Source organism: Neobacillus niacini (assembly GCF_036961885.1).
GTDB lineage: Bacteria > Bacillota > Bacilli > Bacillales > Cytobacillaceae > Neobacillus > Neobacillus niacini_H.
Genome location: NZ_JBALNQ010000029.1, coordinates 96,270 through 111,354 on the forward strand (window position 1 = coordinate 96,270; position 15,085 = coordinate 111,354).

Genomic DNA, 15,085 nt, shown 5'->3' on the forward strand with positions numbered 1-15,085 from the left:
AAATTTATACCCTGCTTTTTTTCTTGATTTCTGAAATGACTTCAGCTATCGTTAATGTTATTTTATCGGCTTCAGTTATTGGTATAACAAAACCTTTTGAGGTTCCAATCTGTTTGAAATTCCACTTTTTAGTGGGATCGTTTAACCAATTTTTAAATATATCAAGTAAGTCGCTTTTTCTAAGAATCCAAATCTTTTTTCGTGTACCAATTAGGTAATAAATAGTATTATCAGCTTTCAAAATACCAGAGTTAACCCAGTTCTGTGAGTCTTTATGTACTTTTTCTTGATATTCAATATATATATTCCCGGTTTTTTCCCACATATTATCAAATTTTATTTCTAACCCTTTCTCTGACTCACCTTTATCATATTGTTCATGTTTTGCATAATATAGTCCTATTTCGAGTCCCATTTTTTTAAATTGATTATCAATATAAACTTCAAATTGATGTCCTTGTTCTAGCTTCGTATTAAAGTAAATACTTTTTACCCTATCCCCCCAGTGGACTGGTTTAGAAGGGTATTTGTCAATAAAATTCGTCATGAAATCCAAATAAGCTCCATGATTCTTCTTAACCCAATCATTAAGGAAATTTCTTAATCCTAGGTTCGATCTATTTTGATTATATTCTTTAATTAAAGATTCAAAGAAGAACATTTCTTTATAAACGTCCTCATCTACCTTTGATATTCCCTTATTTTGATTTACAAGTTCATGATACAAGTAGAGAATGAAACAATCTTCATCTGACAATTTCCCATTTTTGTTAATATAGTTAAAAGCTAACATTTAAAAACCCTCCAAAATAGTCATTAACTGGAACCTGGAAAAAAGTGGTTACCACACCGAAACTTCCATAAAAAAGAAGATTACCAATTTCATGGTAACCTTCAATTCATATATGGTCAATTTAATTATTGGTTGTTTTCGTAACAATTGGCCTTATTATTTCGTTATTCCTTCTCATCTTTTATCTCTCTATTAGACTCTCTTTTGATTTTTGAATCATTTAATCCATTTATTGTGTTATTAAATAAATTGCTTGTGATCACGGCAACTCCAGTAACAAGTATACCTTGAACAACAGATTGTATTTCTAGACCATAATAGAGGAGACAAGCAATAACTGCAAAAAACAACTGTATCCATGCATGTGTCCATACAGGGATGAAAGGAGTTTGCCTAAGTAACATGCTGATAATATAAAGGACTGGCACTAAAATCAATGCATCAGATCTTATATACTTATCAAAATTAAGTTCCATTTTATCACCTACAGCTTATCCAGGTTTTAACATAATATATTCATGATAAAATAAATCGGTTCATTTTGTTTCAGTCATTTTAAAAATGTATATATCTAATTTTGTTCATTCTTATGTTACCTTTACTTGCATTTGTGAATGAATAACTTTTACTGAAATGGAAAATAGTAGGTTTACAATGGAAACTAACATAACAACTAACATGAATGATTGAAAAGAGGAAACTTGTTGAGTTTGGTGCGAAGTTTGATAGTCATCTTTTTATCTCTTGTCACGGTCACCCCGTCAGTATATGCCCAAAAAGTTAATCCGCAAGTCTTGGCTCGGGTAAAAGATAGCCTTACCATCAACGGTAAAGTATTTAAAGATTTAAATTCAAATGGAAAACTCGATGATTATGAAAACTGGGAGTTATCGATTGAAAAACGAGTCGCAGATCTAATATCTAAAATGACCTTAGAGGAAAAAGCCGGACTTATGATAATACCAGAATTTCATGATATCGAAGGCCCTAAAATGGAACAGAATAATAATCTTATTGATCAACATGCACGTTATTTTGTTTATCGCAAGACACCTAGTGTTGACATAATTGCCAATACAAATAATCAACTGCAAGAGAGGGCGGAGGGAACAAGATTAGGGATTCCTGCAGTTCTTATTTCAAATCCTCGGAATCATTACACAACGATTGCTGATATTTCAAATTTAGAAGAAGCAGAAGATTACTATGTAACTGCAAAAGATGAGCCTGGACAATTTACCATTTTTCCAGATTCTTTAGGACTCGCTGCAAGCCGTGACCTTGATTTGGTGAGAGAATTTTCTCAAATTGCACGAAAAGAATGGACGTCTTCTGGTCTTCGTAAAATGTATGGCTACAATGCTGATCTCGCAACACAACCGTTATGGCCAAGGATTTTAGAAACATTTGGAGAAAGTCCTAAGCTAGTTTCAGATATCAATACAGCGTTAATCAAAGGTTTTCAAGGAGAAAAACTTGACGAAAACAGTGTTTCTTTGACAACAAAGCATTTTCCTGGTGGAGGATCAAGATATTTAGGGAAAGATCCGCATTTCGAGGAAGGAAATTTTAATATTTATCCTACAAAAGGGAGCCTGCAAAAATATCATCTTCCACCGTTTATCGCAGCCATCGAAGCTGGAACAGCTTCAATACTACCTTATTATGCTTTTCCAATTAATAAAAGTGCAGAGCAAGGGCTTACTCCTTATAAAGAAAACCAGCAATTTGAAGAAGTCGGTTTTATTTTTAATAAAGCATTTATCACCGACTTATTGCGTGAGAAACTTGGTTTTAAGGGATATGTCAATTCAGATACGGGAGCAATTATTGATATGGCATGGGGCGCTAAACATTTGTCGAGGGAAGAAAGAGTTGCTAAAGCATTGGAAGCGGGTGCAAATATTTTTTCCGGACAGAAAGACCCACAGCCTATTATAAATGCAGTAAAGCAAGGTCTGGTTAGTGAGGGGAAAATCAATCGTTCTGTGGCCTACTTACTTACAGAAATGATGGATTTAGGTTTATTTGAAAACCCGTATGTGGATTCGAAAAGGGCACTTGATGTGGTTAACAATTCTTCCTCAAAAGAAAAGGCAGATTTAGCCCATCGCAAGTCGATCGTCTTATTACGCAATAATCAGAAACTTTTGCCTCTTAATGATAAAAAACTAAAAGATATGAAACTTTATATCGAGACGTTCCCAGCAGGGAAACAGAATGCAAATACGATTGCATTTAAAGATACCATTCAGAAGTATGATCGGGACATCACTTTGACAGACAATTTAGAGGAAGCAACACATGCACTGGTTTGGATAAAACCCAAACAAGATCTTCTATCGAAGCAACCATCGATTACCATAGGACCCGATACGAATATTAATAACAAAAGTCGGATTATCGAAATACAGAAAAAGGTACCGACCATTACCGTCATAAACTTTAGTAGTCCTTGGCTAATTCAAGAAATTGAACCGAATGCAGCGGCTGTCATTGGAACGTTCGGAGTGAAAACGGAAGCTTTAATGGATGTAATTCGCGGGAAATTTAATCCGAGTGGAAAACTTCCTCTTACCATTCCAGCAGGTCCGGAAGCTCTAGCCATCGATAGGATGGACGTACCAGGCTTTGATGAAGCCCCGTCCTATGTATACCAAGCAAAATCTGGTGACAAGTATGGTTATGATTTTGGACTATCTTATAAAAAGGAGCTCAGGAAAACAAAGTCCAGTGGTATTGGTGAATTCTTGAGGAATATTTTCGAAAATTAAATGGATGAAAAAGGAATGTAAACAAAAAGGAAAACGCCAATCGTTTTCCTTTCTATTTTTTTATTCATTTATCTCCACATGCTATCTATATAACGAACTACCTAGTTTTGCGGATATGCGCATGCTTGCTTGAATTAGATTTTCGATTAATAGCTGTTGTTTTTCTTCAGTTTGGTTGAAGGTTACATAACCAATGCTTATTGATCCTATTAATTCATTGGAGTGATTGAAAATTGGCGCTGCAACGGAAGAGGTTCCTTTTGTTTTTTCCCCATGGCTTTCCCCATAGCCTTTATGTCGAATGGTATCAAGTATTTGTAAGAAGGACTCGATTTCCTCTTTCGGGACTAATTCATTAATGATTTTTAAAGCTTCGTCTGTATGCATATGTGCCAGCATCGCTTTATTGGCAGCCCCGATATGCATAGGAATTCTGATTCCCAATTGGTCATAAATCCGGATTGGGTTTTGAGGGCAATCGATTCTTTCAATAATTAGAGCCTCTGAGCCGATAGGTTTACTGAAATAAACACTCTCTTCCACTTCATGCATTAATTTCTCCATTTCAGGGCGGATCAGCCCTACAAAATCAAAACTATCATACATCTGTAGGCCATATTCCATCCATGTATATCCCATTGAATAGAGTTTTAGATTTGGATCCTGCTGGATTAATCGATGTTTTATCATGGATTGCAAAAGGCGATGCATCGTGCTGACAGGTAAGTCGCACTCCTTGGATAAATCTGTAATTGAGAACCACTTTTTCGTTTCACTTTCAGCTAGAACTTTAATTACTTGCATGGCCCGGTCTATGGTTTGCATCGTATTCCACTCCTATGATTTTTAATAAAAAAATTTATTAGTCTGTAAATTCGAAATATATTGACATGTATTTTCACTTTTTATATTATCATAGTATAGGTTTCCATTAAAAGAAAAAGTTTTCCACTATGCGGAAAAAGGGGGCGGAAGTTTGTTGTCATCAATGTATAAAAATTTAAAAAAGGTAATATTAAAACACCCTAAGGATGCCTTTATCAGTCAAGAACATCTGAGGAATGAGTGGAAGAGGTTCAATTACATCAATGAACCGAACTACATTAAGGCGCATCATGAATACGAACAGTTTTATGCACTGATTAAAGAACATGTCGCTGAAATTGAATTTTTACCCGTTTCAGAGACAGTTGGATTAGATTCGCTATATGCTCATGACCCTGTAAAATTCACAAAAGACGGGGCAATTATTTTAAAATCGGGGAAAAAACTACGTCAATCAGAAGCGCAAGCTTATAAGCAATTTTTACAAGAGAAGAACATTCCTATAATAGGCGAACTAACAGGGGATGCGATGTCAGATGGAGGAGACCTAGTTTGGCTCGATGATCGTACATTATTGATTGGACGAGGATATCGTACAAATGATGAGGCTATCCGACAAATCAAGGAAATGACAAAGGATCTGGTAGACGAATTTCTCGTGGTTCAATTACCGCATGATCGGGGGGAAGAGGAATGTCTTCACCTTATGTCATTTATTAGTATCGTAGATGAAAATCTGGCAGTGGTTTATTCAAGACTCATGCCGGTATTTCTTCGACAATTACTCATTGAGCGCGGTTTTCAACTAATAGAGGTTCCAGAGGAAGAATACCATCAGCTCGGTTGCAATGTCCTTGCATTAGCGCCAAGAGTCTGCATGATGGTGTCGGGAAATCCATCAACAAAGGAACAACTGATTAATGCAGGTGCGACGGTTTATGAATATGACGGTAATGAAATTTCTTATTTAGGAACGGGAGGACCGACATGTCTTACCTGTCCAGTAGTGAGAGGATAATAAAAGGGGGTACTTTTATGTTTAAAAATACAGTTGTTAAAATTCCTAGTGAAAGCTATGTCAGTGGCTTAACTACCTCAGATTTAGGAAAACCTATTCTCGAAAAAGCATTGGTACAGCATCAGGCCTATATTGAGGCGTTAATAAAATGCGGGACTGAAGTAACGGTACTTTCAAGTAATATAGAATTCCCTGACTCAACCTTTGTGGAAGATACAGCGGTACTGACTCCAAGGTTTGCTGTCATCTCGAATCCAGGAGCACTTTCCCGAAATGGGGAAATTCATGAGATGGAGACTGTCATTAAGTCTTACTATGAAACTATTTATTACATTCAAGCGCCAGGCACACTTGACGGGGGAGATATCCTGCAAATTGAGGATCATTTTTATATCGGTATTTCAGCGAGAACGAACCTGGACGGTGCTGAGCAGTTAAAGCGAATTTTAGAATCGCAAGGTTACAAAGGAACCATTGTACATCTGGAAAAAGTCTTTCATTTAAAAACAGGCATCACTTATTTAGGCGATCAAACGATTGTTGTCGCTGGAGAATTTATTGACCATCCTGATTTTAATAGCTATCAAAAAATAATTGTTCCACCAGAAGAGGAATACGCAGCAAATTGTATCCGAGTGAATGACTATGTCATCATTCCTGCAGGTTTTCCTGTAACGAAACAAAGAATTAATGAAGCCGGCTACGAGACAATTGAGCTTGAAATGTCTGAATTTCGCAAGCAGGACGGCGGATTAAGCTGCTTGTCATTACGGTTTTAGCAAGAAGGGGTCAATCTGATATAAGGGGTGGGAGAGGGAATGGAAACAGTTAATCAAGAGGGGCAGCAAAATCAGTTAAATCGATCCATGAAGCGTCGTCATTTATTTATGCTTTCCTTAGGGGGAGTCATTGGTACAGGACTGTTTTTAAATGCAGGGTATACCATTAATCAGGCAGGAGCAGGCGGCGCGTTAATCGGGTATATATTTGGCGGAATCATATTGTACCTTGTCATGGTTTGTTTAGGAGAGCTCGCCGTCTATATGCCTGTAACAGGTTCTTTTCAGACATACGCAAGTAAGTTCATTAGTCCTTCTGCTGGATTTTCTTTAGGATGGATGTATTTTATCGGGTCGGCCACTACGGCGGGGGTGGAGTTTACTGCTGCTGGTATCCTGATGCAAAGGTGGTTCCCAGATGTATCTGTCTGGATTTGGTGTGCAGCCTTTATCCTGCTGTTATTCGGACTAAATGCCTTAACGACAAGAGGTTTTGCAGAGGCAGAATATTGGTTTTCCGGCATTAAGGTAGTAGCTGTAATCTTTTTTATTATAATTGGGGCAGCGGCCATTTTTGGCCTTATACCTCTCGAGGACAGACCGGCTCCATTATTAGAAAATCTTGCACCTAGTGGTCTATTTCCAGCAGGAATTGCCATTCTCTTTGTGACAATGATGAATGTTATTTTTTCTTATCAAGGATCTGAATTAATAGGAATTGCGGCTGGGGAGAGCGAAGAACCGCAGAAGAACATTCCTCGGGCTATTCGAAATGTGTTGTTTAGAATCATTGTCTTTTATCTTGCCTCTATTATTATCTTATCAGCGATTTTTCCAACTGAAGAACTCGGATTACTAGAAAGTCCATTCGTTACATTGATGGATTTGGCTGGAATTCCGTTTGCGCCAGATATAATGAACTTTGTCATATTGACAGCAATATTATCCGTAGGAAATTCATGTATTTATGCCTCAACACGGCTTCTATGGGCGATGTCACATGAAGGAATGGCACCAAAACGGTTTGCGAAACTTTCAAAACGAAAAGTTCCATTTGCAGCCCTTGTGTTTACAATGGTATTTTCACTTTTATCTTTGCTAACAAGTGTGATTGCTGCAGATACAGTATTCGTCCTCTTGATGTCAGTCGCTGGAATTTCTGTGACCATCTCTTGGATTGGGATTGCTCTCTCTCAATTTATGTTCCGACGTAAATACCTTCGTGATGGTGGGAAATTAGCGGATCTGCAATACAAAGTACCATTTTATCCGGTAATTCCAATCATATGTATCGTATTCTGCGTATCGATCCTAATATTCCTGGCCTTTGATCCAACCCAGTTGATTGGACTTATCATCGGACTAGGATTCCTGGTAATTTGCTACCTATCCTACTACTTCAAAGGAAAACAAACTAAGGCTAATTCAGAAACAAATATAAAAGGGTAAATAGAAAATGAATGAAACGAATGAAATGAATGGTGACAGGCACCGCCCGTGGACACTGTCCACCCCAGGCGGACACTCCAAAATATTGGAATGATAAGGAGTCTTGATTTATGGAACAACTTAGGTGGGGGACACCGGATAGGCTGCGGAATTTATTGTGTGAGTTGGTGAGTTGGCGGAGTATGACTTTAACTGACGGGGAGCGGGAGTTTCCTATCAAGGTTCAGGGAAAGTTACAGGAATTGCGGTATTTTCAGGAGAATCCAGGTCATTTGAGTCTTCATGGTGCTGATTTAGGGCGGCGGTTCTTGACAGGGTTATATCAGTGCGATGCAGAGGAAACGATTGTTTTACTGAGTCATTTTGATACGGTTAATACAGAAGAGTATGGAGACCTTGAGGAATTTGCCTATCAGCCGGAGGAATTGACGAAACTGCTTTTTAATAGAATTGCTGAGTTGGATGGGGATGCCCAAAAGGATCTTACTTCGGGTGAATATTTATTTGGTCGCGGTACCATGGATATGAAGATGGGGCTAGCCATGCACATGCAGTTATTGGAAAAAGCTACGATTGAGAAATGGCCAATTAATATTCTCCTGCTGACAGTTCCTGATGAAGAGGTAAACTCATCCGGAATGCGAGCAGCCATTACAAAATTGCTAGAATTAAAGGACAAGTATAATCTAATTTATAAACTTTTCCTAAACGGGGAGCCGGTATTTACTCAGGAACCGGGTGATAGAAGTTTTTATGTTTATTCCGGATCAATTGGAAAAATTATGCCATCCGCGCTCTTTTATGGGAAGGAAACACATGTAGGCGAACCACTCAGTGGCATTACTGCACCCTATATTGCTTCATTTTTGACCCAATTGATGGAGTGGAATTCGACTCTTCAAGAAAGAGTAAAGGGAGAATCGACACCACTTCCTGTTACCCTTCAACAAAAAGATTTGCGATTGGACTACTCAACTCAAACGCCATATCGTTCATCAGCATTGTATAACGTGTTTTTAATGGAGCGCAATGCTGAAGAAATCATGGGTTTATTTGAAAAGGTTGCTATTGATGCAGCAGAGGCATGCAATCAGGCGTATAAAGACGTTTGTTTAAAGCAGTCTGTAAAGCCGGTTGGCGAAGTCCGTGTTTTACGCTATGAAGATTTGCAAACTTACGCAGTTCGCAAATTTGGAATTCAGTTTTTGGAGGAAAGGAAGGCTCAAGTTCAGGCTAATACTAACTGGGATGACCGTGAAAAATCATTACGGATTGCAGATAATCTAATGATTGAATGTCAGGAGCTTGCACCGGCCATTGTTTTACTATTTGCACCACCCTATTATCCCGCGGTGAATTCTTCTGATAATGAGCTCGTTAAGAACTGTGTACAATATGTCATGGAAAAAGGACTAGAAAAATTCAATTTACCTGTACAGCAAGTTCATTATTTTAATGGAATTAGTGATTTAAGTTATGTGAACTACCAGGATGAAGGGGAAGGGTGGACTGCCTTTAAAGCAAACACACCTGTATGGGGCAACAGTTACAGTATACCATTTGATGAAATGGCCCAACTTAATGCACCTGTCTTAAATGTCGGTCCATTTGGAAAGGATGCCCATAAACGAACAGAACGACTTCACATTAAAAGTGCCTTCGAAGAAGTTCCGAGCCTTGTTGAGGAAATGATTAAAATGATTACTAAGAGCACGAACCATTGTGTATATTAATGAATATAAAGGACACCTTCAAACCAAAGAAGGTGTCCTTTACTATTTAACAATTATTCTCCTTATTTCTAGTTTGATAGCTAGAGAATTCCCCTGTGAACAAAATGAACAAAATGAATAGTAAGTTTTTAATGCTGTTTAAATGTATAACCTACTTAATATTCAAAAATTTTGTAAAATTAAGAAAACGTTTACAAGGGGGAAATAAAATGTTATTTATTAGAAAAATTTCAACATTCATGTTTGCTGGAGCATTGGCACTAAGTCTTGCTGCTTGTAGTAGCAATGAAACAGCAAGCACTGACAAAAAGGAAGAAAGTACGGGATATCCGACAAAAGCAATTACAGTTGTGGCACCATCTGGAGCAGGCGGGGGATGGGATTTAACGGCTCGGTCGTTTACAAAAATTCTCAGTGGTACAAAAATAGTCGAACAGCCATTGACAGTTGAGAATAAGCCTGGCGGCGGAGGTGCCGTTTTTATGGCTGAATATGCCACCCAGCAAGCCGCGAATAACGATATGCTATTTGTCAATTCACCACCAATTGTGATTAACAATTTGAAAAAAGAAGGAAATAGCCCATATGGGTACAAAAATACAACGCCATTAGCGCAGCTGACAAAAGATTTTGGTGCGATTGTTGTAAAAGCCGATTCCCCATATAAAGACTTAAAGTCAGTTTTGGAAGAAGTAAAGAAGGATCCTAGTAAACTAACATTTGCAGGAGGTTCCGCACCAGGTTCGATGGATCATTTAATTTCTATTCTTCCAGCTTATAAATATGGAGTGGACCCAACAAAAGTGAAATACGTTTCCTACGATGGCGGTGGAGAAGCGGTTACAGCACTACTTGGCGGTAACGCAGATGTAATTGGTACTGATGCTTCTAGTGTGAAAGAGTTTCTAAAGGCGGGTAAGATTCGCGTGTTGGCGATAACTTCTGAAGAACGTGTAGGTGGGGATTTTAAAGAGGTGCCAACCGCAAAAGAACAAGGGGTAGATGCACAATTCACTATTTGGCGCGGGATTTTTGGACCGGAAAAAATGTCAAAAGAAGCAAAAGCATATTGGGAAACATCCATCGAAAAGCTCGTTAACTCTCCTGAATGGAAGAAAGAAGTAGAGACGCAAGGCTGGGAATTGGAATACAAGGACAGTGCTGATTTTAAAAAGTTTTTAGATGGGCAAGAAAGCCAAGTCCAGCAATTATTAGAAGCATTAGGTATGCAAAAGTAAAAGGTGAGGGAAGGAGGACAAATTCTCCTTCCCGGTATTCTTTCTTGAAAGGAGATTTCAAATGATTATTCAATTTGACCGCATTGCCTCAGTTTTGTTTCTCGCGGTAGGTGTTCTTTTTATCATTGGGAGCCAGCAGCTTGGAAACTCCTCCTATGGAAGTGCTGTTGGACCAGATATATTTCCGTTGATTCTAGGCAGCATACTTGTATTATTAAGTATTCGTCTATTTTATGAAACATTCATAAGGAAAAATGAACAGGGTTCAAAGGAAAAATTACGGTACAAGCCATTCTTAATAATCTTTACAGCTACATTGTTTTATATATTAACGATGGAAACCATTGGGTATGTCATAACTACCTTTCTATTTTTATTTGTTTGTTTTCAAACAATGGAACGTTCAAAGTGGGTTCAATCCCTTATCATATCTGCCTGTTTTTCAGGTTTTATCTATTTCTTATACGTAGAAATTTTAAAAGGTACGCTTCCAGGCTGGCCAGTATGGTTTTCATAGGCTACTAGAGACTTTAGAAAGGAGATCGAAGCATGAGTACAATCGATTACTTAATTCAGGGATTTGGAACAGCACTTATTTGGTATAATATCATTTTTGCTTTTGTTGGGGTATTGATTGGAACCGCTGTTGGTGTGTTACCAGGTATAGGACCGATGAGTGGTGTAGCCCTGCTAATTCCAGTAACAGCTTCAATTACAGGTGGACTTCCTCCGGAACAAGCAGCAACGAGTGCAATTATCCTACTTGCCGGAGTATATTATGGGGCGATGTATGGGGGTTCGACTACTTCCATTCTATTAAATACACCAGGAGAATCATCTTCAGTTGTAACAACTTTAGATGGATACCAGATGGCAAAAAAAGGAAGGGCTGGAAGTGCCTTGTCCATTGCGGCAATCGGATCCTTCGTAGCTGGGATTGTTACACTTGCTGCGCTGGTTCTATTAGCGAAACCACTATCAGCTGTAGCAATAAAATTTGGACCCGCCGAATATTTTTCTTTAATGCTTTTAGGTCTGGGCGCTGTCAGCGGTCTAGCTGGAAAATCGGTTACAAAAGCATTAATCATGACGGTTTGTGGGTTATTACTTGGAACGATTGGAATTGACAGTGTATCAGGTATTGCTAGATTTACCTTTGATGTCCCGTGGCTGTTTCAGGGAATTGAGTTTTTAACCATTGCAGTTGGATTATTTGCACTCGGTGAAGTATTTAAGACCATCTTGGAAATAGATGAGGAAAATGCTGAAATTGCAAAGATTAATAATTTACTGCCATCAAAAGAAGAGTTAAAAGAATCTGCCGCCCCCATCGTCCGTGGCTCATTATTAGGTTTTTTTGTAGGGATTTTACCAGGAGCCGGGGCAACGCTTGCTTCCTTTTTTTCTTATATTCTTGAAAAAAAGGTTTCAAAAGATCCATCGAAATTTGGAACTGGAGCTATTGCAGGAGTTGCGGCACCAGAATCGGCCAATAACGCTGCATCTGGCGGTGCGATGATACCACTTTTAACATTAGGGATTCCGGGGTCAGGAACAACAGCCATTTTAATGGGAGCGTTAATGATGTATAATGTTCAGCCAGGACCATTATTATTTGAAGACCATCCTCAGGTGGCTTGGGGACTGATTGCTAGTATGTTCATCGGAAATATTATGTTATTAATTCTAAATCTTCCACTCGTAAAAGTTTTCGCAAAAATAATTCAAACTCCAAAACAATTCTTGATTCCTATTATCATTGCCATTTCCATTTTTGGTGTCTATGCGGTCCAAGTTTCCACGAATGATCTTTTGCTTCTATTGATTTGCGGAGTCCTTGGATATTTTTTGACAAAGAATGATTATCCCATTGCCCCGCTCGTTCTTGGATTGGTTTTAGGGCCGATGGTTGAGAATAACTTCCGACGAGCTTTAACGATTTCTAATGGTGATTTTAGTATATTTTTAACACGACCGATTTCATTGGTGTTTATCCTAATTACTCTTCTATGGCTAGTCATACCATTTATGATGAAAAGACGAGGTAAAGATGTCATTATTAATTTAGAAGGATAAAATATTTTAATAGTTTGAAAACTCCTTTTATTAAGGAGTTTTTTTACTATAATTGAATAGAGGTGTTTACATGCTCTTACATACGAAATTAATGTTAGTAATATCTATTCTAATTATCTCCATTGGCGGGATTTTTGAGATTACTTTTAAAAATATTATGGAAACCCACCTTAAAGAAGAAATTGGCTCAAAAGCATTATCTGTGGCTCAATCGATAGCAAATATGCCAGACATTCAAGAGGCTTTTCAGGCGGATAACCCTGAAAAAGTCTTACAGCCGATTGCAGAAGGCATCCGTAATCAGGTTGGGGCGGAGTTTATTGTGATTGGGAATCGGAATGAAATCCGCTATACGCACCCAAATCCGGATCGAATTGGACAGAAAATGGTTGGGGGCGATAATGTTCGTGTTTTTAAAGGAGAATCTGTTATCTCAGCATCAACAGGGACACTTGGCCCATCATTAAGGGGAAAAGCACCTATCTTTCTTCAGGGAGAGGTGATCGGTGTCGTTTCAGTTGGGTATCTCCAGACTGATATTGAAAAGAAAGTTTCAAAGATACAGAAGCGAACCTTAGCTGCTACCTTTCTAATTTTAATAGGAGGGTTACTAGCTGCCATTTTTATCTCTTTAAATATAAAAAAAGCAATATTTGGACTGGAACCAAAAGAAATAGCCTGGATGTACCAAGAGAAACATGCAATACTAGAGTCGATACATGAAGGGATTATTGCGATTAATACCAATGGGGAAATTACAGTCGTGAATGAAACGGCGCATAAAATTTTGGGCGTTCCAAATGAAACACTGCTGCGTGGAAAAAGAATCGAGGAGGTTTTAGGGAATACCCATCTTCTTGAAGTGGTTCAAAATGGACAAGCAGAATATGATAAGGAAACCATCATCTTGGGGGATATATACTTAGTAAATTGTATCCCCATTTATAATAATAAAGCGGATGTCATTGGAGCCGTTTCAAGTTTCCGTAATAAGTCCGAGCTTGCCCATTTATTACAGGAATTATCCCATATAAAAGCCTATGCTGAAGGATTACGTGCTCAAACGCATGAATATTCCAATCGTCTATATACGCTTCTTGGATTGATTCAATTGGGGTCTTATAAAGAAGCCATTGATTTTATCTCTAAAGAAGTGGATGTTGCTCAAGGTTTCATCCAATTTTTAATGAAGGAAATACCAGATCCAATCATTGCAGGGTTTATTTTAGGTAAGGTTAGTTTAGCAAGCGAATTGAAAGTGAACTTTTTAATAGACAGGGAAAGCTCTTTTAGAGAAATACCGAATGAGATTAGTAGAGATGTATTGGTTACGATTATAGGAAATCTCGTCAATAATGCTTTTGAATCTGTCAGAGAAAATGAAATAGGAGAAAAAAGAGTTTTGTTGTTTTTAACAGATTTAGGTAAAGAGTTGATTATTGAAGTTGAAGATAATGGAAAAGGAATCGATAAGATTAGTAGTGAAATGATTTTTAAAGAAGGATTTTCAACAAAGAATACGAATTCTAATGCCGGAATTGGACTTAGTCTCGTTCAAAACGCTATTAATAGCTTAGGTGGTTCGATAACATTTTCGTCTACTTTGGGAGAAGGGGCGATTTTTACTGTAGCCATACCAAAAATCAAGGGGGAAGTTAAGGATGGGGGACCGCGATATTGAGGTACTAATTATTGAGGATGACTTGAGGATAGCTGAAATCCAAAAACGGTTTATAGAACAGATTAATGGCTTTCAAACGATTGGGATTGCTGCGAGTTATATAGAAGCTAGAACATTAATTGACATCTTAAAGCCGGATTTGCTCCTGCTCGATGTGTATTTTCCCGATATGAATGGGTTGGAACTACTTAAAGAAATCAAACAACATACGAAACAAATGGATGTTATTATGATTACAGCAACAAAAGAGATTCATAAAGTTCAAGAAGCTATAAGTATAGGTGTTTTTGATTATATTATTAAACCAGTTGTTTTTGACCGTTTTAAACAAACATTACTAAGATATCAAGATTATTATGCAAAGCTTTTAAAACTAAGAGTTGAAAATACCCATATTACCCAGCACCAGGTAGACAAGCTGTTACGAAGAGAAGTGGATGATGCGGTTTATGAAAAATCGTACCTGCCCAAAGGGATTGACCCGCTGACGCTTGAAAAAGTCATCGAGGTCCTTGGGAAGACAGGAATGGGGCTGACTGCAGAACGTGTGGCCAAAGAAATTGGGGTTAGCAGAACAACTGCAAGACGATACCTTGAACATTTAGTATCGATGGAAAAAATTGATGCGGATTTATCGTATGGAACAGTAGGACGGCCAGAGAGGGTTTATATGGTAACGGGGAGTATGTAAGTGAGTCTAATTGATAAGTAAGGAGGGC

Annotated in this window: 13 protein-coding genes; 10 read left to right on the plus strand and 3 right to left on the minus strand. The window is 38.1% G+C overall.

The genetic code is table 11. The features are described 5' to 3' along the window. Positions 1-4: 4 nt before the first annotated feature. Positions 5-793: a hypothetical protein gene (locus tag V7124_RS13535; RefSeq protein WP_335489881.1), complete on the minus strand. Its 789-nt coding sequence runs from the start codon at positions 791-793 to the stop codon at positions 5-7. A 164-nt stretch (positions 794-957) separates the two neighbouring features. After that, positions 958-1,197 (minus strand): hypothetical protein, encoded by a 240-nt coding sequence (locus tag V7124_RS13540; RefSeq protein WP_420490538.1) that lies wholly within the window; start codon positions 1,195-1,197, stop codon positions 958-960. A 309-nt stretch (positions 1,198-1,506) separates the two neighbouring features. On the opposite strand from V7124_RS13540, the gene V7124_RS13545 reads away from it, so the two are divergent. Further along, entirely contained in the window at positions 1,507-3,567 is a 2,061-nt protein-coding gene (locus V7124_RS13545) for a glycoside hydrolase family 3 protein (protein ID WP_335490151.1), read from the plus strand. Positions 3,568-3,648: 81 nt separating this feature from the next. Here V7124_RS13545 and V7124_RS13550 read toward each other — a convergent pair whose 3' ends face one another. Next, the gene (locus tag V7124_RS13550; RefSeq protein ID WP_335489885.1) at positions 3,649-4,392 is read right to left on the minus strand and encodes an IclR family transcriptional regulator; all 744 of its coding nucleotides are present in this window, start codon (positions 4,390-4,392) and stop codon (positions 3,649-3,651) included. A gap of 163 nt (positions 4,393-4,555) precedes the next feature. Here V7124_RS13550 and V7124_RS13555 point away from each other — a divergent pair, with 163 nt between their 5' ends. From V7124_RS13555 to V7124_RS13595, 9 genes are all read left to right on the plus strand, one after another. Then, positions 4,556-5,410: a dimethylarginine dimethylaminohydrolase family protein gene (locus V7124_RS13555; RefSeq protein WP_335413069.1), complete on the plus strand. Its 855-nt coding sequence runs from the start codon at positions 4,556-4,558 to the stop codon at positions 5,408-5,410. Between the two features lie 17 nt (positions 5,411-5,427). Continuing rightward, positions 5,428-6,189: a dimethylarginine dimethylaminohydrolase family protein gene (locus tag V7124_RS13560; RefSeq protein WP_335413030.1), complete on the plus strand. Its 762-nt coding sequence runs from the start codon at positions 5,428-5,430 to the stop codon at positions 6,187-6,189. Positions 6,190-6,228: 39 nt separating this feature from the next. After that, on the plus strand, positions 6,229-7,638 hold the full coding sequence (locus V7124_RS13565) for an amino acid permease (RefSeq protein WP_335413028.1): 1,410 nt from the start codon (positions 6,229-6,231) through the stop codon (positions 7,636-7,638). 110 nt (positions 7,639-7,748) lie between these two features. Then, positions 7,749-9,371, plus strand: coding sequence for a M20/M25/M40 family metallo-hydrolase (locus V7124_RS13570; RefSeq protein ID WP_335489887.1), 1,623 nt, complete (start codon positions 7,749-7,751; stop codon positions 9,369-9,371). A gap of 209 nt (positions 9,372-9,580) precedes the next feature. Next, positions 9,581-10,609, plus strand: coding sequence for a tripartite tricarboxylate transporter substrate binding protein (locus V7124_RS13575; RefSeq protein ID WP_335489890.1), 1,029 nt, complete (start codon positions 9,581-9,583; stop codon positions 10,607-10,609). A gap of 61 nt (positions 10,610-10,670) precedes the next feature. Continuing rightward, positions 10,671-11,126 (plus strand): tripartite tricarboxylate transporter TctB family protein, encoded by a 456-nt coding sequence (locus V7124_RS13580; RefSeq protein ID WP_335413022.1) that lies wholly within the window; start codon positions 10,671-10,673, stop codon positions 11,124-11,126. A 32-nt stretch (positions 11,127-11,158) separates the two neighbouring features. Continuing rightward, complete coding sequence (locus V7124_RS13585; protein ID WP_335489893.1) at positions 11,159-12,685, plus strand: tripartite tricarboxylate transporter permease; 1,527 nt, start codon at positions 11,159-11,161, stop codon at positions 12,683-12,685. 91 nt (positions 12,686-12,776) lie between these two features. Then, positions 12,777-14,366, plus strand: coding sequence for a sensor histidine kinase (locus V7124_RS13590; RefSeq protein ID WP_335489896.1), 1,590 nt, complete (start codon positions 12,777-12,779; stop codon positions 14,364-14,366). Continuing rightward, positions 14,347-15,057, plus strand: coding sequence for a response regulator (locus V7124_RS13595; RefSeq protein ID WP_335489899.1), 711 nt, complete (start codon positions 14,347-14,349; stop codon positions 15,055-15,057). The genes V7124_RS13590 and V7124_RS13595 overlap by 20 nt, the downstream gene beginning before the upstream one ends. Positions 15,058-15,085: the final 28 nt, after the last annotated feature.